Here is a 20923-nt window from a genome sequence, read left to right on the forward strand (position 1 = left end):
TTGCCTTTTAAACATTACCACCACCAAAGGAGGTGGTTTTAAAGTTTATAATAAATAGAAATAGGTTGATATAAATGGGAATAAATTGAAATTAGATAGAAATATTTAATGAGAAGTGTCTTAAAGGTATTGGTTAGCAGTCGATTCTATATCCTGGCAATAGTGGGCATATCCCTGTATCTAGCAATCAACCAGCTTCATATCTCACTCTGGTGGGTGCTGCTGGCCGGAGTGATCATGGGCGTTATTTTCGGGAAGGTATTTTGCAGGTGGGTTTGTCCGATGGGGTTGATCATGGAGATCATGATGAGCATGAGTCCCGACGGTAAGACAAGACAAATGTACCAATACCACAAGATTGGATGTCCGATTGCCTGGATTTCGGGCTATCTCAACAAATTCTCACTTTTTCGTATCCGCATGAATGAAAGCTCCTGCATTACCTGCGGCAAATGCGATAAGCAGTGCTACATCGTTGCCATGGAACCCCAGAAATACAGCCTTTATAAGCCCGGATTGGATAAACCGGGGAACAGTTATACCTGTTCAAAATGTTTGCAATGCGTGGCTTCCTGCCCAAATGGCAGCTTGAATTACAATGTGCGATACAAAGTTTGAAACCGGAGGTGGTTTATTAAGATTTGGTTCTTATCTTTGGTGGATACTATTGATACACCGGGAATTCAACTTACTACAAAACTACTTCCATGAGACTACGAAATCTTTTCATTGGTGGGCTGTCTATTATTGCGGCTCAAATTCTGATGCAATCCTGTGCAGAAAAACCTCAAAATCAATTAGGTAAAGGCAGTATTGCCAATGTTATCGCTGCTTTAACCCCGGATGAAAAAATAGGACTTACGGTTGGCGATGGCAAGTTCTTGCCCACGGTGGCTTCCAAATCGACCGAGCAGGGAACCGGAATTATTATTGCCAATCAGAATTCAAAATTGGTAGTTCCCAGGCTTTTAATCGGCTCTTCGGCACTAACCGATGGACCCAGCGGGGTGAACAGGGATCCTCATCCTGCCGGATCGAAAGAGTATATTTATTCAACCGCATTCCCAACCTCTACCTGCCTTGCTGCCACCTGGGACACGGAGATGATTGAGAAAGTTGGAAACGCTTTGGGTAATGAAGCGCTGGAATATGACTACGATCTGATACTGATGCCCGCCCTTAACCTGCACCGCAACCCGAAATGTGGACGCAACTTCGAATACTATTCCGAAGATCCACTGCTTTCCGGAAAAGCTGCCGCGGCAATGGTGAAAGGAGTTCAGTCAAACGGCGTTGGTGCGACGCTAAAACATTTTCTTGCCAACAATCAGGAGACAAACCGCCGAACATACAATGCGGTAGTCAGTCAAAGAGCATTGCGTGAAATATACATGCGCGGATTTGAGATCGCGGTAAAGGAGTCAAAGCCATCCGCCATCATGACCTCCTACAACAAATTGAATGGATTTTATACTGCCGAGTCACCTGAATTACTGAATGATATAGTTCGTAAGGAGTGGGGATTTAATGGCGTCTTCATGACCGACTTTGATGGATACGGCAGCGCCGTGGCCAAAGTTCGAGCCGGCAACAACATGCTGATGGGTGGTAACATGGATGAGGTAAAGGAACTCACCGCTGCGTTGAAAGATAAAACCCTTGATGAGTCAACGCTCAGCAAAAACCTGGTTTATAACATGCAACTTAAACTGAACTCTCCACGGTCGAAGGGATACAAACCCTCTATGAAACCAGATCTGGAAGCGCATGCCACAATTGCCAGGGAGGCCGCTTCGGAAGGGATGGTATTGCTTAAAAATGAAAAAAATGCGCTTCCTTTTGATGGAGTGAAATCTGTGGCCCTGTTTGGCAAAATCTCTTACTACCTGATCGAAGTAGGAACCGGGAGTGGCGGCATACGAAGCAACAAATATGCCATATCGCTCAACGATGGTCTGAAAACGGCTGGTTACCAGATCTCAAAAGATCTGGAGGATACCTACACCGCATTCAATGCCAAAATTATGTCGGACAATCTGGTGCCCGATTATTTCAACAATCCTTTCATGCTGGCCGCAAATGGGGTCAAGGATGGCAAAGCCCCTCCCCACTTCAAGAAAAGATTGATTCCCTTTCACGATGAGTTGGATCTGACCAAAGAACAAATATCAAAAGAGGTTCCCAATTCCGATGTCGCAGTAATCACACTTGGCCGCAGCGGCGGTGAAGGGTACGAAAACGGATATTTCCCCAGTTCAGTGAACGAAATAAACCTGGTTCGCAATGTCTGTGATGCCTACCATGCAGCCGGTAAAAAGGTGGTGGTAGTCCTCAACGTCGGTGGCGTCTGCGAAACTGCCAGTTGGAGAGATTATCCCGATGCCGTTTTGCTTGCCTGGCAACCCGGACAAGAGGGCGGACATGCCATCGCTGATGTTTTTAAAGGAGCAGTCAACCCATCAGGCAAACTGCCAGACTCCTTCCCACTGAAGTATGAAGATGTACCTTCCGCAAAATCCTTTCCGGGAGAACCGGCCGAAAATCCCATCAACTCTTTCTACAACGAAGGAATCTATAACGGATACAGGTATTATAACTCTTTCAAGATGCCAGTAGCTTATGAATTTGGCTTCGGTTTATCCTATACTACTTATGAATATTCCAGTCTAAAGCTGAGCAGCGCTACTTTCGATGGTAAACTGACTGTATCTGTTATGATAAAAAACAGTGGCAAAGTGGCCGGGAAAGAGGTGGTTCAGCTATATCTTTCAGCTCCTGACGCAGAGATTGAAAAACCGACGGAGGAATTAAAAGGATTTGCCAAGACAAAATTGCTACAGCCAGGAGAATCCCAGCTGCTAACCTTTGACCTGGATCCCCATTCCCTGGCCTCCTTTCAGAGCGGTATCAGTTCATGGGTGGCAGACAAAGGGGATTACCAGGTCAGGATCGGGGCATCATCCAAAGACTTCAGGTTAAGCGCCACCTTCTATCTGGCGAAGGAGCTTCTCGTCGAAAAGGTTCATGACGTTCTTTATCCAAACTTCGCCATGAAAGAGCTTAGCAGGAATAGTAAATAACCTGAATGATGCAAACCATTTTCAGAAATAAAAAATTGAATAGGAATGGATTTCCAAACCTAATCTCAGGTATTGTTCTCGCATTCCTGTTCTTTCAGACATCTTTCGCCTTTACAAAGGGATATGAATCATTGCCTTATGATATAGATTCAAATCATTCTTCCGACAATGTGTGTGGCTCATCAAACAATCCGGTTGGTACAAGCCCGGATGAATCCGTAAATCAAACAAAGAAACAGCTGATCGACGAGTTAGAGCATGGTACAATTTCAAAAATCTACAGAAATACATACCACTCCCTTACCTCCCGAATGAAGGAGAATGGATATCTGCAAGAATCGTTAACAGGGGCTTACAGAGGAGAATTTCCCAGAACTATTGGAGGTTATGTCTCTTTACTTATGGAAACAGAAGATTATTTGAGAATTCAACGATCGTTGGAATTTGTATTTGAATCGATGATTCGGAATCATTTATCAAAGGTTCCTCATGTAATCGATTCGTTAAAAATATCAGCAGATGGAACCGTTAACCAATGGTTTGAAACTGAAGATCAGGCCGATGGACGTGCCCATGTTGTGATGGCCTATGCAAGGTTTTGCCTGAAAAAGAATCAACCGGAGTTTGAAAACAAGTATTATGAAATAGCCAAAAAGGAGGTTATGTCATTCCTCGATCAGCCTTACTTTTACTACATATACAGAAGCAACTTCTCCTGCAATGCGATCCACCTGGTATTTAATTGCGCACTCGAACACAGTCGGGAGGGAAGAATGTGGTCGGTTTTTGACATATTGACTCAAAGTTTTGTTGGAGCAGCAGCGCAAAGTATGATGCAGCTAGCGGAAAGAAGAAACGATACCGAATTATACGAATATTTGAAGACCAGACTTGAAGTACTAAAGGATGGGGTTGATAAACATTTGACAAGGGTGGTTGACGGGAAAAAAGTGTATTTGGAGATGCGTCTGCCTGATGGCAACTGGGGACAGCCTTTCACGGGAATGGGATGGCTGTGTTACGGTCCGGTTGCAGCCCAATGGGAACCTCTCGATCGTCAGGTTTTAAGAAATACCATCAATTTACTCAAAAAAACACTTTTCATCCATGACGAATTGGATAACAACCTCAAATATTTAGCCGCTGAATACGATGAAAAAGGCTCTGTTACCAAACTTGTTATAGGAAAAGCCATCGGGTGGGATATTGAGTATTGCAGACAGGAAGGAGAGTATGATAAAATACTGGAGTGGTTTAAATTTTTAAACAAATACCATGCAGATAAGCCGATTTACGTGGAAAGCATGTTTTTTAAAGGTGGAAAATGGGTGCAGGCTGATTGCGGAAATGGCGAACAATCTGTGTGGTGGTGTTTTGCCATTGCCAGATTAAGAAAAGATCTGGGGTTACCGGCAGTAAATTAAATTTGGCCTAATAAAAAATTACTTTTGCTATGGCATTCTAAGAAGCTGTTTAAATTTCTTACACAGAGAATTTATTACTCCACAATTAAACTAAAAATGGCTTTGAAATTCTCGCTTTAGTTAAAATACGCTTGAGGAAACAATGAGTTACACAGAGAGAAAAATCGCTAGCGATTTTCCAACTCTGTGTAACTCCGGGGTTTCTCTCATGAAAACACATAATTGCAGAAATTTCTATTAACCCTATATTTTCGATTAATAGACAATTATTCTCTGTGTAATATTTTTAAACAGTCTCTAATATTTTTGGCGATGGATGTACTAACACGGATAACGGGACTAATCGTTGCAACAATCGGGGTTCAGATGGTTTTTACCGGCATAACTAATTTTATTGGGACTTTGGTGAAATAAGATTATATTACACCAAATTTCAACAAAGAAGTATGGGTCTGTATTTTACAGAAACAGGTCATAATTTTTCAGACGAGCTATTCATTTTTGAGCGTATGGCTGAGGGAGATCAGCGTGCCTTGCGTTACTTCTTTGACAAGTATTACGATAGTTTGTGCAATTATGTTAATCTATATATCAGAAACAGATCTGTTTCTGAGGATCTTGTACAGGATATATTTATCTACTTTTGGGAGAAGAGGGGAAATCTTAAACTGGAAACTTCTGTTAAATCCTACTTGTTCAGGGCTTCCCGCAACAAATACCTAAACTATTTTCGTGACGAAAAATGCCATCACACGATCGAAATGGAAGTCAGTTCGAAGAGTGAAATTTATGCCAATTCCAACGACAATACATTAGATTTAAAGCAATTGGAAGAGGTTATCAATACCTCGATAAACAACCTTGCTCCCCGCTGCCGTGAGGTTTACCTTCTTCACAAAAATGACGATCTGAGCTACAAAGAGATTGCTTTCAAAATGAACCTTTCAGTTAAAACAGTTGAAAATCAAATGACAATTGCCCTGAAAAAATTGCGTGAGCAACTCGCCCCTTATTACGAACAGATTTTTGTGTTGATCCTGATTGCAGTGTTTGTCAAATAAGGTGGTAAGAATAGATTGATGGTTTATACCAACCCATTAAAAAGGGAATTCTTCCGATTAATTTCGAATCCCTCTTCCGTCCATTTGCCTTTTTTTTGCATTTAACCAATTTTTTTAGGATTCTCTTTGGGGGTTCTGCTTCACTTAAGTGCCATCCTTGTAAAAAGTATTTGCATCAATGGCATTAAATATAGATAAAAAATTGATTATTAAGGAGCTAAATGGCCAAACTACGCTCCAGGAATCCCTGGAGATTGACAAGTGGATCAATGAAAGCCCAGAAAACCAGAAAGTATACCATGAACTTTGGTCAGCCTTCCAATTAACATCTCCTGATGTTGACCTATTTTTTTCAGACAGAGAAGCTGCCTGGACAAAAATTGTCCGCAAGATTTCACATCCCCGTAAAAACAGATCATTGGTTATTCAACTTTCCAGGATCGCTGCCGCTGCTGTTATTTTCTTCCTGATCGGAATTGAAGTTCAATATTTCAGAGCAGACAAGATTCCTGCGGATTTTTTAAATCAGTATTCCAAAGTGGTTGTTCCCAAAGGGCAGAAATCAATGATTGTGCTCCCAGATGGTTCTAGTGTGTGGCTAAACTCCGGTTCGGAATTGAAATACAAAAGCAGTTTCAATTCCCGGATCCGGGAAGTTGAATTAGAAGGTGAGGCATTTTTTGAGGTAAAGAAAGACAGGTCAAGAATGTTCAAGGTAAATACAGGAGCCATTTCTGTAGAAGTTTACGGTACGGCTTTCAATGTCAAAAATTACAAAGAAGAGAAAGCTTTGGAGGTTACGGTCGAAAACGGGAATGTCGGTGTAATCAGGGACGGAAGTAAATTGGCCGATCTTACAAAAGACAAACAGATTTCAATACAGAAAGAAACCAACGAGGTGGAATTGAACACTGCCAACGTAGAAGTTGTAACTGCCTGGAAAAATAATGAATTGGTTTTTGACGGAATCCCATTCGAAGAGGTAATCAGGTATCTTGAAAGGTGGTATGGAGTCAATATCACAATTGAAGAAAAAATGAAAAAGAAGCACAATTATACTTTTAAGGTTAAAGCAGAATCCCTTAGGGAGCTACTTGAACTATTGAAGGAAATCACCCCGTTACAATACAAGATAGATGGTAAAAATGTGACAATCAGGTATGCAAAATAGCGCGAACCAAAACCAATATAGGATACTGCCGATAGTTTTACGTGACTGCTATCAGAGTATCCAACCACAATTGTCAGAATAGAGCAACTAAAAATGTTGATGCCTATGAAGTAGCAAAAAAATGAACAAAAAAATACAGGTCTGCCAAACTGACAAACCTGTAAATCTGATTGTAATTAAATTATTCATTTATCGACATCTTTTGGTGCATTTATTGGCGTTTATGCATTAAGTCCAAGATGTCAAAAAACTTATCAAAAATATGAAAAAAAAAGATCAGTGTGAGGAACGACATCTTTTTAAGTTCCCGTTTATGAAAATCTTATTAACTATGAAATTAATCATTGTACTGATTTGCTTTGCCGGCCTTTTAAGTAGTATGGGCGAAACCTACGCACAAAGTACGAAATTGAGCATGAATCTCAAAGATGTTGCTGTAAAGGAGATTCTTCAAAAGATTGAGGATCAAACAGAATTCTCTTTCATGTACGACAACAATAAGATTGATGTTTCCAGAAAAGTCGACCTGGTTGTTGAAGAAAAAACAATTGATGTAATTCTTTCTCAATTGTTTTCGAAAGAGAAGGTCAACTATGAGACAATTGACCGGCATATTATTCTGATGCCCTCTGGCTCGCCGCTATCTGCTGAACAGGTGGGAAAAAAAGTTACAGGAAAAGTCACTGATCAAACAGGGGTCTCCCTGCCTGGCGTTTCTGTCGTGGTAAAAGGTACCACTTTTGGTGTAATAACAGATACCAATGGAGATTTCTCATTGACCAATGTTCCGGAAAATGGCGTTTTGCAGTTCTCGTTTGTAGGGATGAAAAGGCTGGAGGTGAGCGTTACTGGGAAAAGAACTGTAAACGTAAGTATGGTTGAAGAAACTATTGGATTAGAGGAGGTTGTGGCTATCGCCTATGGGACAATCAAGAAAAAAGACTTAACAGGCGCTATTAGTACTGTAGATTCAAAACTAGTAGCGACACAGGCAAACTCAACAATAACGCGTGCCCTGGAAGGTGCAGTTGCAGGTTTGCAGGTATCCGCAATCGATGGGCAGCCAGGATTGGATATGGGTATTCGCATTCGGGGTCTGGGCACAGCCAGCCAGAATAACTCAAATGCCCTGGTAGTCGTCGACGGCGTACCGGCTCAAAATGACAACCCGTTGTCTACCATCAATCCAAAAGATATTGCCAGTGTCAGTGTCTTAAAGGATGCGGCTTCTACTGCTATGTACGGTTCACGTGGGGCCAATGGGGTAGTTTTGATCACAACGAAGAACGGGAGTAAAGGAAAAACGAAAGTTTCTTTTGAAGGCCGTTGGGGTGTTAATCAGTGTGGACCATACCAATTCGATAAGATTGACAATCCGAAAGATTATTATGAATATGCCTGGCAAGCCATCTACAATGCGTATCGTTATGGTGTTGCCGGATCCGGGGTTTCCAAAAATTACACAACAAACGTGCAAACCCCGAATCATACGGCTGCTGAAGCCGGACAATTTGCCAGCGCTCACTTGTTCGATTATAATAATTCGGAAACCAATTTCACTCGCAACGCATTAGGCAACTGGATGTTATACAATGTTCCGGGAGCCATTTATACGAAAACAGGTCTTGGTGCGACAGCCAGTTCGACAATGTCAGGAGCTTACCTGGTCAATCCCGATGGCAAACTGAATCCGGGTGCACAATTGCTTTACAACGACAATTATGATAAGTATTTATTGGAGAGCAAATTGCGGCAGGAATACAATGTTTCAGCAAGTGGAGGTACCGATAAAGTGGATTATTTTATTTCGTTGGGTTATTTGGAAGATCCTTCCTATATCCGCGGTTCACAATTTTCGCGTTACAGCGGACGTACCAATATCAACGCGCAATTGTATGATTGGTTAAAAGTGGGCACCAACATCGGTTATTCAAACCGCTCAACACAATCTACTGCAACGCGTTATGGCCGTAACCCCGGATCGGCGGTTGCCAACCCTTTCCGTTTTATTAATGGGCAGAATCCTTTGACTCAGTTGTATGCCCATGATCAAGCCGGAAATTATATCAATAATGCGGACGGAAGCAAAAAAGTTCATGTCCTTGCAGGAGACACCTGGTCCCCATTAGGATTAACTACTACTTCTCTTTCATCAACAAATATCCTTACCATGTTGGACAAGGATAAAGATGTAAGAAATTCAAGTGACCTGACCACCAGAACCTATGCCGAAGTGAAATTTATGAAAGACTTCAAGTTCACGACCAATCTATCGTACGAAAAATACAATGAAGTACGTACGCGCTATTGGCAAAGCGAAACCGGCCAGGCTCAGGGAACCGGAGCCTTTGGCAAAGCTTACCAAAACGTGACAGTTATGAACACCCAGGAGTTATTGAATTACGGACATGAATTTGGCAAACACCATGTGGATGGTTTGGTAGGTCATGAGTTCAACAAATATACTTTTGAGAACCTGAACTACAATTCGGCTTACGAATTGATTCCCGGCTTTATTTCATTTGCAAACTACGTAGGCCATTATACCGGAGGTACATTTAGTACGCCTGGCGGCAGCGACCAAAGAACCGCAATGGAAAGTTATTTTGGACGTTCCCACTATATTTACGACGATAAATATTATGCAGAGGCTTCCTTACGTCGGGATGGTTCTTCCAAGTTCAAAACCGACGCAACACGTTGGGGAACTTTCTGGGCTGTAGGTGGTGGCTGGAGAATATCCAAAGAAACCTTCATGGAAAACACTAAAAATTGGTTAAACAACCTGAAACTGCGTACTAATTATGGTGTTATTGGTAACCAAAACGGTATCGGAATGTATTCAGGCTATCAGACATGGGGATACGGAGCTATCTATACCTCAACAACTGCCGGTAACGGTATTCCTGCAAGTTACACATTAGGAAAAGGTGGTTTTGTCAACGATGGTTTAACCTGGGAAAACACGAAGACCTTTGATGTTGGTTTAGATTTCACCTTGTTCGATCGCGTACATGGTACGATCGATTATTTTAACAAAAACACAGACAATGCCGTTTGGGATCAACCGATTGCACTTTCACTCGGTCAGGGAAGTTTGCAAAAGAACTCAGCAAGAATCCAAAATAAAGGAATCGAAATTGAAGTAGATGTAGACATTATCAAAAGTAAAGACATCTATTGGAATGTTTCAACGAACGGAACCGCTTTTACCACTAAATTGATGGCTGTGCCTAAAGGTGTAGGTGCAACAGGAGATGGTACCTGGACTGCAACAGCCGATGCATGGTCTGCATCCGGAGGCGGCGCTTCTTCAGGTATTACCTACTTGCGTGGCGTGGGAAAAGATTATTACAACTTGTATATGTTTAAATATGCCGGCGTTGATCAAAATACCGGACTTCCGCTCTTTTATCATAAAGTGACGGAAGCTGATCATACTGCCGGATTATACTCGGCTGTGACCGTGGGTGGTGATGCAGAAACAACCAACTATTCTACAGCATCCCGTTACGAATTGGGTAGTGCGATTCCTAAATGGATAGGTGGTTTCAACACAACATTTAAATACAAGAACTTTGACTTTACTGCAGCGTTAGCCTATCAATTAGGCGGAAAATTTTTTAGTACTGATTATGGCAATAGTCTCTACAATAGTGAATATGTTGGTTCTGCCTTGTCTGCTGAATTAATCGGAAATACCTGGACCCCGGAGAATACAGGCGCAAAATTCCCTATGGCTATGTATAGGAACTCGTACACTGACGGAGCCACATTTGGAAGTTGGTTGTACACTGATATGGCACTGTTCAGCGCTTCTTATATGGATATCAAGAATATGACTGTTGGTTATACGTTTCCTAAAACGATGTTGAAGAAAACAAAAATCAACGCCCTGCGTCTGTATATGTCTGTTGATAACATATTTATGCTGACCTCACATTCAGGCATTGATCCGCGTATGTCGTTGGTTGGAGGCTTGGAAGTAGGCGCTTATTCCTATCCTTCCATGCGTACAATTTCATTCGGCGTGAACCTGGATTTATAACAAACTTTAAAAATTAGTCAAGATGAAAAAGTATATAATAGGAATTGCATTTATTGCAAGCTTGATTATGGCTTCGTGTGCGGGTCAATTGGAAATAGCGCCGCCCACTGCCATTACTGATGAACAAATTAAAACGATATTGGCTTCCGGAGATACAGTAAAGATCAAACTGGTCCTGGAAAGTATGGCCAACACGATGCCAAATCTATTCAATACAAGTGGTATCAGCGGGGGCGGAACAGCTGACGGGCGTTATCGTTCATGCCAGGGAATGGATTGTATGCGTAACCTGGAAGGGAATGACATCGTATTCGGCAATAAAAACCTAAGTATTTTTGGTGGGGACGAATATTTTCTGCGTGATTTCATATCCGCCTCTGTTGACAAAAATGCTTACTATTGGACTCAGGAATGGGCCATTATCACTGCTGTCAATAAGATGTTGCTCTATCTGGATGATGCAACGGTAGGGAACAATGCCAAATTGAAAGAGTACAAAGCAAGAGGTCTGGTAGCCCGTGCGTATGCATACAACTACCTGATGGAGAACTATCAGGATTCTTATCTACAGGGTGGAAAAGACAAATTAGGCCTTATGCTGTACGATTCCTATTCTCCAACACAACCTTACAAAGCGCGTGCTACTGCTACAGAAACATATGATTTTATCAAGAAAGACCTGACAACTGCCGTTTTGCTGTTCAATTCTGCGGGCAAAGGATACACAACCACAGTACTTACGGACATTGATTTAGGTGTCGCAAATTTTGTACTGGCAAGGGTATCGCTGATAACAGGCGATTGGGCGACAGTCCTTACTGCTTGCAATGGAATTTTGAGCAGTTACCTTACTCTGATGGGAGAAAATGTGTATGGCGGTACTAAAAATGTAAGTACCACGAACGTTCCGGAAATTCGCCCTGAAACAAACGGATTTCTTTACAACAATGTAAATCCGGAAGTCATTTTGGGGTGGCCTGTTGGTCAGGCACTCACCGCCCATAATGGTTGGATGAACCCGTTTAGTGAAGGAAGCGGTGGTTTGGGCGAAGGATTTGAACGGATTGACAACCGTCTTTATAATAAAATAGACAATAACGACTATCGCAAGAATTGCTTTTTGGCAAACGACTTTGGAGATTATGCCTATCCCACTGCCGGTACGGTAAAATTCATTCCGGCCTATACAAATATGAAATTTGCCGCTACCCACGGCATCGGAACCAACGACAAGAAAAATGTCGGAACCGTTACCTGTTACTACATGCGTACTTCTGAAGTGTACCTGATGAAAGCCGAAGCTCAGGCCCAGTCTGGTGATGCAAATGGTGCTAAAACCACCCTGAATATCTTACTTGGCGCCCGTACAAAGGCAGGTTCACCTAAATTGACCTGTGATACCTATTCTGGTATGGCCGGTTTAAATCCATTGCAAATGGTTCAATTACAAACCCGTATAGAAATGTGGGGTGAAGGTGGACGCGAATACTTTAACAACAAACGTTGGGGTATTGCTGTAGATCGGACAAGTTCTGCCAACCACGTTGATAAAAGTACTTATAGTGTAGCGAAAATGACACTGCAAATTCCGGAAGTAGAGACATTGTACAATCCTCTGTGTAAGCAGAATTAAGCTGTATAGTTTAGTATTTTAGTATTGGGCGGAGCATTTCGCTCCGCTCAATCTTTTAAGCCAGGCAATCTTTTTTTGTTCTGTTGAGGAACGATTGCCTAACTTTTTATTCCCCTGCAAATACATAAACTCTCATTGATGCTATATTGTTATGAGTCTAATAAAGAAACGCTTATTCCGTTTTGCCTTTTTATTGTTTTCCGGAGCTTTTATTGCTGGCTGTAGTAAAGATGATAAAGATCCAATTGCGCAACAAAATATTTTCAGGATAGATCAGACCACTATTTCTGTTCCGGATGGTTCTTCTGTGAAAGTAAAGGTTAGCTCGCCGGCAGGTACTCTATGGAAAGTAACAACTCCAGGGGTCTATTGGTTGACTGTTACCCCAACCAGCGCAACCGGCGACGGAGAAATTACAATAGCTGCTTCAAAGGTTATTTACCGGGAGAAAAGAGTGGCTATTGTATCAGTTGTAACAGAGGATACCAAGATTGATGCCTCTTCACGCTCAGTCTATATAAATGTAACAGGCGCTGTTCCCAATACGGCTCCTGCAGCTCCTGTAAAGGCTGTTTATCCGGCTAACGGAGCAAAAGATGTACCTGAAGTTTATATGCGTTTGCAATGGAGTGATGCGATAGATCCTGATGGTGACCGGATTAGCTACTCTGTTGAATATTCGGCGGACCAGAAGACTTGGACCAAGAGTAATCAGTATTATGAAACTCCTTCCTGTACATTCTTTTCCAAGTTGACGGGTAACACAACCTATTATTGGCGGGTAGTGGCGAAAGACGCTTTTGGTGCAGAATCACCTGTGAGTTCTGTCTTTTCGTTTACAACTGCAGCCGAATCGGGTTCCTGGAAAGATGGGGAAGTTCGTTTGTTTCAGGATAACGGAAACGGAAGTAAGGATGCCTTTACTCTTATTGTTACAGGTGACGGTTTTACAGCAAGTGATATGGTCGCAGCCGGGAACTGGGAAAACCTCTCCTTAACCGCCATAAATGCACTGTTCGAAAATGCAGAACCTTATAAAACTTATCGTTCATATGTCCGGGTATATCGGATAGCCGGAATCTCACCCCAATCTGGCATTTCTCAGCATCTGTCTGGTGATCAGACCGGTATCTGTACAAATGTTGTCAAAACTAAGTTTGGCACGATGTACGATAATGTTTCAAGTAGTGCCTGGACCGGTTTGTTTGATAATCCGAGTCCATCGACTGGTGGTTGTTTTGATAAGGTATTTAACTGGGCCGATTCTTGTCTGGTCACCAAGAATATACACTTGTCGAAGAATTATGCTGTTTTAGTGCTACAGAATGTGTCTCATTACAATGGAACCGTCAACTACTTTTGGGATAAGGGCAAGAACCGCACGATGGGATTTGTTTGCAATTGCCCGGGGACTTCGGGTACGCAAACCGGCTTTGAGAATGTAATTGTACATGAGATCGGAGGTCATGCCATTGGGCATTTGGCTGATTTGTATCAGACTGCACCGACTGCAACACTCACTGAAGAAAAGAGAAAGGGAACACTGGAATTTCAGACATACGGGTGGTACCAGAATGTGGATGTATCCGGTGATAAGACGAAATCTCAATGGGCACAAATATTTTCTTCTGCAGATTATTCGGTTTATTATCAGAAAGTTGGTTATTTTGAAGGAGCCCGTTCTGTAGGAAAAGGGATCTGGCGTGCTGAGTCAGACAATTCGTGCATGAATGATAACCGTTTCTATTATGATGCAGCTAGCCGATATTCGATCGTTAATCAGCTTAAAACGGCAGCCGGAGAAACTTCATCATGGGCTGATTTTGTAAATAAAGATTATGACCATGGTAATGTAGTTGTATCTACGAAGAGTGCGACGGTTCCTGGTGTGCCAATGTTGCCTGAACCCATTGTATGGAAAAGATAGTATGTAAGAAACCAATATCCGGAACTATAATGAATGATCGCAAAAGAATAACCATAGTCCGAATTATTCTGTTTATTGGTATCTCATTGTCCGTTTTGGGGCTTTCATCTTATGGAAAACCAATCCCGAAACACCGTTTGATACACAACAATGACGGAACAGATGCATTGGGAAATATCTGGTTTTCCAAACGTCCATTAAAAGTTGCAGATATCAATGCATACGTGGATATGGTCGCCAATTCGCAGGTAACGACCTACATGATGTGTAGTGGCAGTGATTTTATGCTGTATCGTTCCAGGTACGGCAGGGTGCTTGGTGACGACCTGAATGGGAAACTGGATTGCGGCCGTGACACTGCAGCATGTAGTAATTTCAAAAAATACTATCGGAATTTCCTGAATCTCGAAAAAGAGGGAACAGATCTCATCTCCGCATCACTGAACCGTGCCAGAAAAGATGGAATGGAAGCATTTATTACTTACAGGATGAATGACCTCCATTTCAACGACACCACAACCCATTGCCCGATCGTCTATACCGATTTCTGGTACAAACATCCTGAGTTTTGGCTCAACGATGCAACGCCGGGTTGGAATGCACCCCGGGCACTTGACTTTGCGCACAGGGAAGTAAGAGATCATAAACTGGCAATTATTTCCGAGCAGCTTGATAAATATAACATGATTGACGGGTTCGATCTTGATTTTATGCGATTTATCGTTTACTTTAAAACTGGAGAAGGTCGCAAAAATGCCCCCTTAATGACTCAGCTTGTTAAAGATATCAGGGCTAAAGTAAATGACGTATCGGTCAAACGAGGCAGAAAAATTCTGCTCTCAGTAAGGGTCCCTCCCACTGTCAACGCTTGTCTGGATAAGGGACTGGATATTCAGGAATGGATTCGTATGGGGCTAATTGATTTTGTAACCATCGGTATTCATTGGCTGGGCGATCCTTCTCTGCCTGTTGCAAAGTTTAGGAGCGATTTAGGCAAAATTGACATCCCTCTGTATGCTTCCATCGATGATGGAGGATATCGTCCGCGTGAAAATTTCTCCCATGGAATGTTCCGGGGAATGGCATCGCATATTTTATCACAAGGCGCCGATGGAATATATCTTTTTAATCAATACTTTAGTGCTTATATCACACAATACAACAAACAAATACACCTGGAAGACGGTGGATATGTGTGCCGGGTTATGATGCCGCAACTATTGCAGGAAATTGGATCCCTGGAAACCCTACAGCACCGCAATAAAATTTATTGCTTATGCGACAGTTCAGGTCAATATGGGATCAATCCGGTCTCTCCACTGCCACTAAATGTTGGTGAAAAACAAACTGCTGAAGCGAAGATTTACATTGGCGACGATCCCAAAAAGACAAAACCTGAAGAAGTAATTCTGTTTTTCAGGTTAAACAAACCATCAGCGTATGAATTGGTTGTAAACGGAGTGAAAATATCTGATGAAAAACCAGCATACGCACATTTGTATGACAAAGCCAGGGGATTACAAAATATGGATCGGGAATGTGCATTTATACTTCCGGTATCTTGCTTAAAACAAGGGTACAATAAGATTTCATTCACTTCAAAAGAATCAGGTTCATTCAGCGTAAAACGTATGGAAGTTGCGTTGAAGTACGGTGCTATGGAAACCCACGGCTATTTTTAATACGGTTACCCTCTTATGATCAACTTATACTGACTATACTACTTATTAATTATTCAATGCAAAGAAGAACTTTTCTATTTCAAAGTGCAATTCTTTCGGCAGGATGTGTCGCCGCAAATTCAGTCTCTGTTTTAGGCACCAATAAACTGGCCTCCAAACAGATCCTTTTTGATGCCGATCTTTACAAATTGTTTAAAATTCCGGATTCGGTTTACCGCCCTTTTGTCCGGTGGTGGTGGAATGGCGATAAAGTAGAAGCCAAAGAACTCGTCAGGGAATTGCATCTGTTAAAAGAAGCCGGTATTGGCGGAGTGGAAATCAATCCGATTTCGTTCCCATCCACCGGAGATGATTTAGGGAAAAAGTCCCTAACCTGGTTGAGTGAAGAGTGGATCGACATGTTACAGGTAACCTTCGCGGAAGCGAGAAAACTGGACATGACCTGTGATTTAATTGTCGGTTCGGGCTGGCCTTTTGGAGCTGAAACGCTTAAAACAGACGAACGGGCACAGGTAGTAATCGTTGATGCCGAAAAACTGGAGGGCCCGACTGTCTATGAAACATCCCAATTCAACCTATTCAAAACGGTTGATCCGGGTGTTACCGAGCCGTGCCCAGGCAGGACATTTGAAATCCTGTCACTTAAACTTGTACCTGATCCGATGAGTGGCCTGGATCAGGTGATTGACCTATCAGACAAGCGAAAAGACGAAATCATCCGGGTTGAAGTACCTGCCGGCAAATATGTCTTTTATGCACTGATAAAGGTCAATTCGTTTGCCAGTGTGATCAATGGCGCTCCTGGTGCCGCTGGCCCGATCCTCAACCACATGGACAAGATAGCAGTAAGAAAGTATCTTGACCACATGTCTGATACTATCCGGAAAAAGACAGGCCCGCTCTCAAATCATCTGCGCGCCCTCTTTACCGACTCTATGGAGTTGGAAGGAAGTAACTGGACAGGGGATTATGCCGAAGAGTTTAGAAAACGCCGTGGATACGACATCATGCCCTATCTTCCATTTATCCTGTTTAAAGTCGGACGGCTTGGAGGGGTCATCGATGAAAAGTATGGTGCAGCAAAAACAGCCGGATTTGCTGAAGATATCAGACGTGTCCGCTTTGATTTCGAACTAACAAAGGCCGAATTACTAAAAGAACGCTTCACGCAGACTTACCTGCAATGGTGTAAAGATCAAAATGTAAAATCACGTGCCCAGGCTTACGGCCGTGGATTTTTCCCACTGGAAACCAGTCTCGGCTACGATATTCCCGAAGGTGAATCCTGGACGACCAACTGGTTGAAACACAAGCTCGGCGAAGAAATGTCGGACGAAGATTACCGCAGGGGTCGAGGCTATACCATGATCAACAAATTTGTCTCTTCGGCTGCTCATCTCGCGGGCAAAAGAGTCGTTAGCTGCGAAGAGATGACCAATACCTATATCGTCTTCAATGCCACTTTGGAATTACTCAAAATCGGTTCCGACCAGAGTATTATGTCTGGGACCACCCACTCGGTGTGGCATGGGTTCAACTATTCACCTCCCGAAACACCATTCCCGGGTTGGGTTCAATATGGATCCTATTACAACGAAAACAACAACTGGTGGCCCTATTTCAAATACCTGAACGACTATAAAGCCCGCCTTTCGTCACAACTTCAGAATGCCGATATGTACACCGACATCGCTGTGATGCCGGCAACATACGACATGTGGGGTGAAATGGGCGTACAGACCGACCCGTTTCCTGAGAAACTCAATATACCATACACCTCCATCATTTGGGAATCCATCAATAAAAACGGAGGCGCCGCCGACTATACAACTGAAATTATTATCAAGGATTCGGCTGTTAAACATGGAAAACTATGCTATGGACCAAAAAAATACGGAACTATATTTCTGGTAGAGGTTACCAGTACTTCTCCTGAAACATTGGCCAAATTGTACGATTTTGTCTCTTCCGGGGGCCGAATTTTTTGCATCGAAAAATATCCTGAAAAATCACTGGGATTGGTCGATGGCACTGAAAGGGACAAAGAAATCCAGAATTGGGTAGGGAAACTGAAAGCTTTCCCCGACCGTTTTATCCTGGTAAAGAAACCTCAGGACAACCGCTTCCTGGAATGGTACAAAGAGGTAATGACGAAATACCATATTCCGCATTATCTTGAAATTGAAAACCCTGATCGTTTTCTAATGCAGAACCGATACCAGACCGACGATAAGAGTGAAATCTTCTTCTTTGCCAATGCCCACATGCACAATGCCCACAGTACCAAGGTGACTTTCTCAAAGGAGATTACCAGGGGCAGAAATGGATGGGTTTGGGATACAGAAAGTGGCGAACGGTACCGCATTAACCTGAAAGAGGATAGTTTTGAGTTGAATCTCGGTCCTGCCGAATCTCGTCTGATCATCTTCAACAAGGAAAGTAAAGGCCAGAATTGGATCCCTATACCGACCACAGGAGCTGATAGCAAGTCGTTGAGTGGATGGGATGTTGAATTACGACATAGTCGCGAAAACTGGGTGAAAACCATGCGCATGGAAGAACTTAAAGATCTAAAAGAGACCAATTTTGTTAGTTTTACCGGAACAGTAATTTATCGTCGTAAATTAGAATCCGAAAAGGTAAAAGAGACTTTCATTAATCTCGGAAAAGTTTGGGGAGTCTCTGAAGTCATTGTCAACGGAAAGAGTTGCGGGGTAAAATGGTATGGCCATCGGATCTACAATATTTCATCCTGCTTGCAAAAAGGCTCCAATGAGGTCGAAATCCGGATAACCACCACGATGGGCAATTACATGAAAACCCTTACAGATAACAAGACTGCACAAAAATTTACGGTCCTCAAAACGAAAGATCAACCCATACAATCGATGGGATTGATCGGGCCTGTTACGCTTTATTAATTACTATTCTACAAACCAACAATATGAGCAAGCTAAAAATCACCGTTTTATTTCTGATATTCATTTGTGCGCTTCAACTCTCTGCGGAGGATTACAAAGCCTCGATATTCGGTATCAAGTCGAACGGGACAACTTTAAACACTACGGCCATCCAAAAGGCCATTGATTACATTCATGAAAAAGGTGGTGGCCGACTGGTATTTTACGTTGGTCGTTACCTCACCGGAAACATCCAACTCAAATCCAACGTGAGTATTCAATTGGAGGAAGGGGCCATCCTGGTAGGTTCAACCAATATCTACGACTACAACATCAACACTCCTTATAGTTCGCTGGTTTTTGCCTATCAGGCGGAGAATATCGGGATCAATGGCAAGGGTGTTATTGATGGTCAGGGCCGTGAAGTGGCTTATAACCTGATCGATCAGATTCACAAAGGAATCATTGCCGACGAATTGAGGAACGATCGTCCTTCCACACGCCGACCTCGTGCCATTTACTTCCGCGAATGCAAAAACGTCGAAATTACCGGCATCGTAATTAGAAATTCGGCCGACTGGGTTCAGATATACGACCAGTGCCAGAACCTGAAGATCGACAAAATAACCGTTGACAGCAAAGCCTTCTGGAACAACGATGGTCTGGACATCGTGGATTGTAAAGATGTTAAGCTCACCAATTCCTTCATCGATGCAACGGATGATGCCATCTGTTTTAAATCGCACGACGCGACCAAAATGTGCGAAAATGTTGAAGTGCGCAATTGTGTAGCCCGTTCAAGCGCCAATGGGATCAAATTCGGCACGGTAACTTCAGGAGGTTATAAAAACTTCAAAATCATCAACAACAAGGTATATGACACCTACCGGTCGGCCATCACCATCGCAACTCCTGACGGAGGTGTAATAGATAACATATTGGTTGACAGCCTATACGCCTACAATACCGGGAATGCCATTTATCTTAGGATTGGAGCCCGCTGGAACAAAGGCCGTATAGGTTCCATGAGCAATATCACCATTCAGAATATGTATGCCGAAATCCCAAATTCCAAACCGGATGCCGGATACGAATATGAGGGTCCGATTGAAGATTTACCCCGGAATATTTCACCAGCCAGTATTGTTGGACTTCCGGGCCAGGACATTACAAATGTGACATTGCGTAACATCCGGATTGTATATCCCGGAGGCAGTAACCCAAATTACGCGTTCCGTGGTACCAAATCCTCCGATTTGGACTTCGCAAATCCGAAAAATACCTTTCCCATATTTCAATTCTACAGCTGCCATGACGATCCCTTTGTCGGCCTCTGGTATAGTTCTTCTTATATTTCTTAATCAACTTGTCTCCTTTAGCCGGATTTAACAGGTTGACTGTGTCCTAATATTCAAGTCATTTAATATTTTATTCTGCCCTATATAAAATCCATTCATTTATTGTTGGTTCTTTTGACTCAACTATCTTCAATCTGAAATAGCGAGAGATCACTGGAGTAATTGACTGGGTATATCCGGTTCCATTTGTCCTAATTTCAACAGATTTTATCCATTTATTTCGTGTTTTACATTGTATTTCAATTTTTTGACCTTTATTATCCCATGGATGCCATGGTTCGACAACTGAAACTACCCCTATCAAAGTTTCCTCACCCAAATCTATTTCAGCCCAGCGTTCCTGATCGTCATCGGTAGGTTGCCATTTGTTTTTTGGATCGCCATCAGTAAGATGATCGGAATTATAACTGATCTTTGCTGAAGATACTTTTACTTTCTTACCGGCAGACGGTAAGGGCAAAACGTTGGGTTCTCCCTCCACCTCCAAAACAACAACAGAAACATACTTGTCCGGAGCAGCAAAAGGCAGTTTGACAATATTCTTCAATTCGGATTTCTGAACTTCCAATGTCGCTTTAGGAGCAGACAACAAATAGGCCCTTTCAATTTTATTGAGCAATGGAATTGATAGTAGTCCAT

Annotated in this window: 13 protein-coding genes; 12 read left to right on the forward strand and 1 reads right to left on the reverse strand. The window is 42.6% G+C overall.

Annotation, left to right across the window (positions count from 1 at the left end):
• Window positions 1-108 precede the first annotated feature (108 nt).
• The 12 genes from M0R21_12340 (at window position 109) to M0R21_12395 (ending at window position 20287) form a co-directional block, all read left to right on the forward strand.
• The gene (locus M0R21_12340; GenBank protein ID MCK9618610.1) at window positions 109-618 is read left to right on the forward strand and encodes a 4Fe-4S binding protein; all 510 of its coding nucleotides are present in this window, start codon (window positions 109-111) and stop codon (window positions 616-618) included.
• A gap of 89 nt (window positions 619-707) precedes the next feature.
• On the forward strand, window positions 708-3080 hold the full coding sequence (locus M0R21_12345) for a glycoside hydrolase family 3 C-terminal domain-containing protein (protein MCK9618611.1): 2373 nt from the start codon (window positions 708-710) through the stop codon (window positions 3078-3080).
• 35 nt (window positions 3081-3115) lie between these two features.
• On the forward strand, window positions 3116-4504 hold the full coding sequence (locus M0R21_12350) for a hypothetical protein (protein ID MCK9618612.1): 1389 nt from the start codon (window positions 3116-3118) through the stop codon (window positions 4502-4504).
• Between the two features lie 312 nt (window positions 4505-4816).
• Complete coding sequence (locus M0R21_12355) at window positions 4817-4918, forward strand: hypothetical protein (GenBank protein ID MCK9618613.1); 102 nt, start codon at window positions 4817-4819, stop codon at window positions 4916-4918.
• 32 nt (window positions 4919-4950) lie between these two features.
• Entirely contained in the window at window positions 4951-5565 is a 615-nt protein-coding gene (locus M0R21_12360; protein MCK9618614.1) for an RNA polymerase sigma-70 factor, read from the forward strand.
• Window positions 5566-5743: 178 nt separating this feature from the next.
• Window positions 5744-6736 (forward strand): FecR domain-containing protein, encoded by a 993-nt coding sequence (locus M0R21_12365; protein ID MCK9618615.1) that lies wholly within the window; start codon window positions 5744-5746, stop codon window positions 6734-6736.
• 331 nt (window positions 6737-7067) lie between these two features.
• Window positions 7068-10784 carry a TonB-dependent receptor gene (locus M0R21_12370; protein ID MCK9618616.1) on the forward strand — a complete coding sequence of 1239 codons (3717 nt, stop codon included), beginning with the start codon at window positions 7068-7070 and terminating at the stop codon, window positions 10782-10784.
• Between the two features lie 22 nt (window positions 10785-10806).
• Complete coding sequence (locus M0R21_12375; protein ID MCK9618617.1) at window positions 10807-12417, forward strand: RagB/SusD family nutrient uptake outer membrane protein; 1611 nt, start codon at window positions 10807-10809, stop codon at window positions 12415-12417.
• A 151-nt stretch (window positions 12418-12568) separates the two neighbouring features.
• Window positions 12569-14344, forward strand: coding sequence for a M64 family metallo-endopeptidase (locus M0R21_12380; GenBank protein ID MCK9618618.1), 1776 nt, complete (start codon window positions 12569-12571; stop codon window positions 14342-14344).
• On the forward strand, window positions 14332-16026 hold the full coding sequence (locus tag M0R21_12385) for a hypothetical protein (protein MCK9618619.1): 1695 nt from the start codon (window positions 14332-14334) through the stop codon (window positions 16024-16026). Before M0R21_12380 ends, M0R21_12385 begins: the two co-directional genes overlap by 13 nt.
• 56 nt (window positions 16027-16082) lie before the next feature.
• Complete coding sequence (locus M0R21_12390) at window positions 16083-18947, forward strand: glycoside hydrolase family 2 (GenBank protein MCK9618620.1); 2865 nt, start codon at window positions 16083-16085, stop codon at window positions 18945-18947.
• A gap of 23 nt (window positions 18948-18970) precedes the next feature.
• A complete protein-coding gene (locus M0R21_12395) occupies window positions 18971-20287 on the forward strand; it encodes a glycosyl hydrolase family 28 protein (GenBank protein MCK9618621.1) in 1317 nt (438 codons plus the stop codon).
• 67 nt (window positions 20288-20354) lie between these two features.
• Here M0R21_12395 and M0R21_12400 read toward each other — a convergent pair.
• The coding region (locus tag M0R21_12400; GenBank protein ID MCK9618622.1) for a discoidin domain-containing protein at window positions 20355-20923 on the reverse strand (569 nt) is incomplete at its 5' end.

It is taken from the genome of Lentimicrobiaceae bacterium, assembly GCA_023227965.1.
Classification (GTDB): Bacteria; Bacteroidota; Bacteroidia; order Bacteroidales; family JALOCA01; genus JALOCA01.

Coding starts and splice junctions, on each gene's coding strand:
- M0R21_12340 (MCK9618610.1), top strand. CDS start 109: ATGAGAAGTGTCTTAAAGGTATTGGTTAGCAGTCGATTCTATATCCTG.
- M0R21_12345 (MCK9618611.1), top strand. CDS start 708: ATGAGACTACGAAATCTTTTCATTGGTGGGCTGTCTATTATTGCGGCT.
- M0R21_12355 (MCK9618613.1), top strand. CDS start 4,817: ATGGATGTACTAACACGGATAACGGGACTAATCGTTGCAACAATCGGG.
- M0R21_12360 (MCK9618614.1), top strand. CDS start 4,951: ATGGGTCTGTATTTTACAGAAACAGGTCATAATTTTTCAGACGAGCTA.
- M0R21_12365 (MCK9618615.1), top strand. CDS start 5,744: ATGGCATTAAATATAGATAAAAAATTGATTATTAAGGAGCTAAATGGC.
- M0R21_12370 (MCK9618616.1), top strand. CDS start 7,068: ATGAAATTAATCATTGTACTGATTTGCTTTGCCGGCCTTTTAAGTAGT.
- M0R21_12375 (MCK9618617.1), top strand. CDS start 10,807: ATGAAAAAGTATATAATAGGAATTGCATTTATTGCAAGCTTGATTATG.
- M0R21_12380 (MCK9618618.1), top strand. CDS start 12,569: ATGAGTCTAATAAAGAAACGCTTATTCCGTTTTGCCTTTTTATTGTTT.
- M0R21_12385 (MCK9618619.1), top strand. CDS start 14,332: ATGGAAAAGATAGTATGTAAGAAACCAATATCCGGAACTATAATGAAT.
- M0R21_12390 (MCK9618620.1), top strand. CDS start 16,083: ATGCAAAGAAGAACTTTTCTATTTCAAAGTGCAATTCTTTCGGCAGGA.
- M0R21_12395 (MCK9618621.1), top strand. CDS start 18,971: ATGAGCAAGCTAAAAATCACCGTTTTATTTCTGATATTCATTTGTGCG.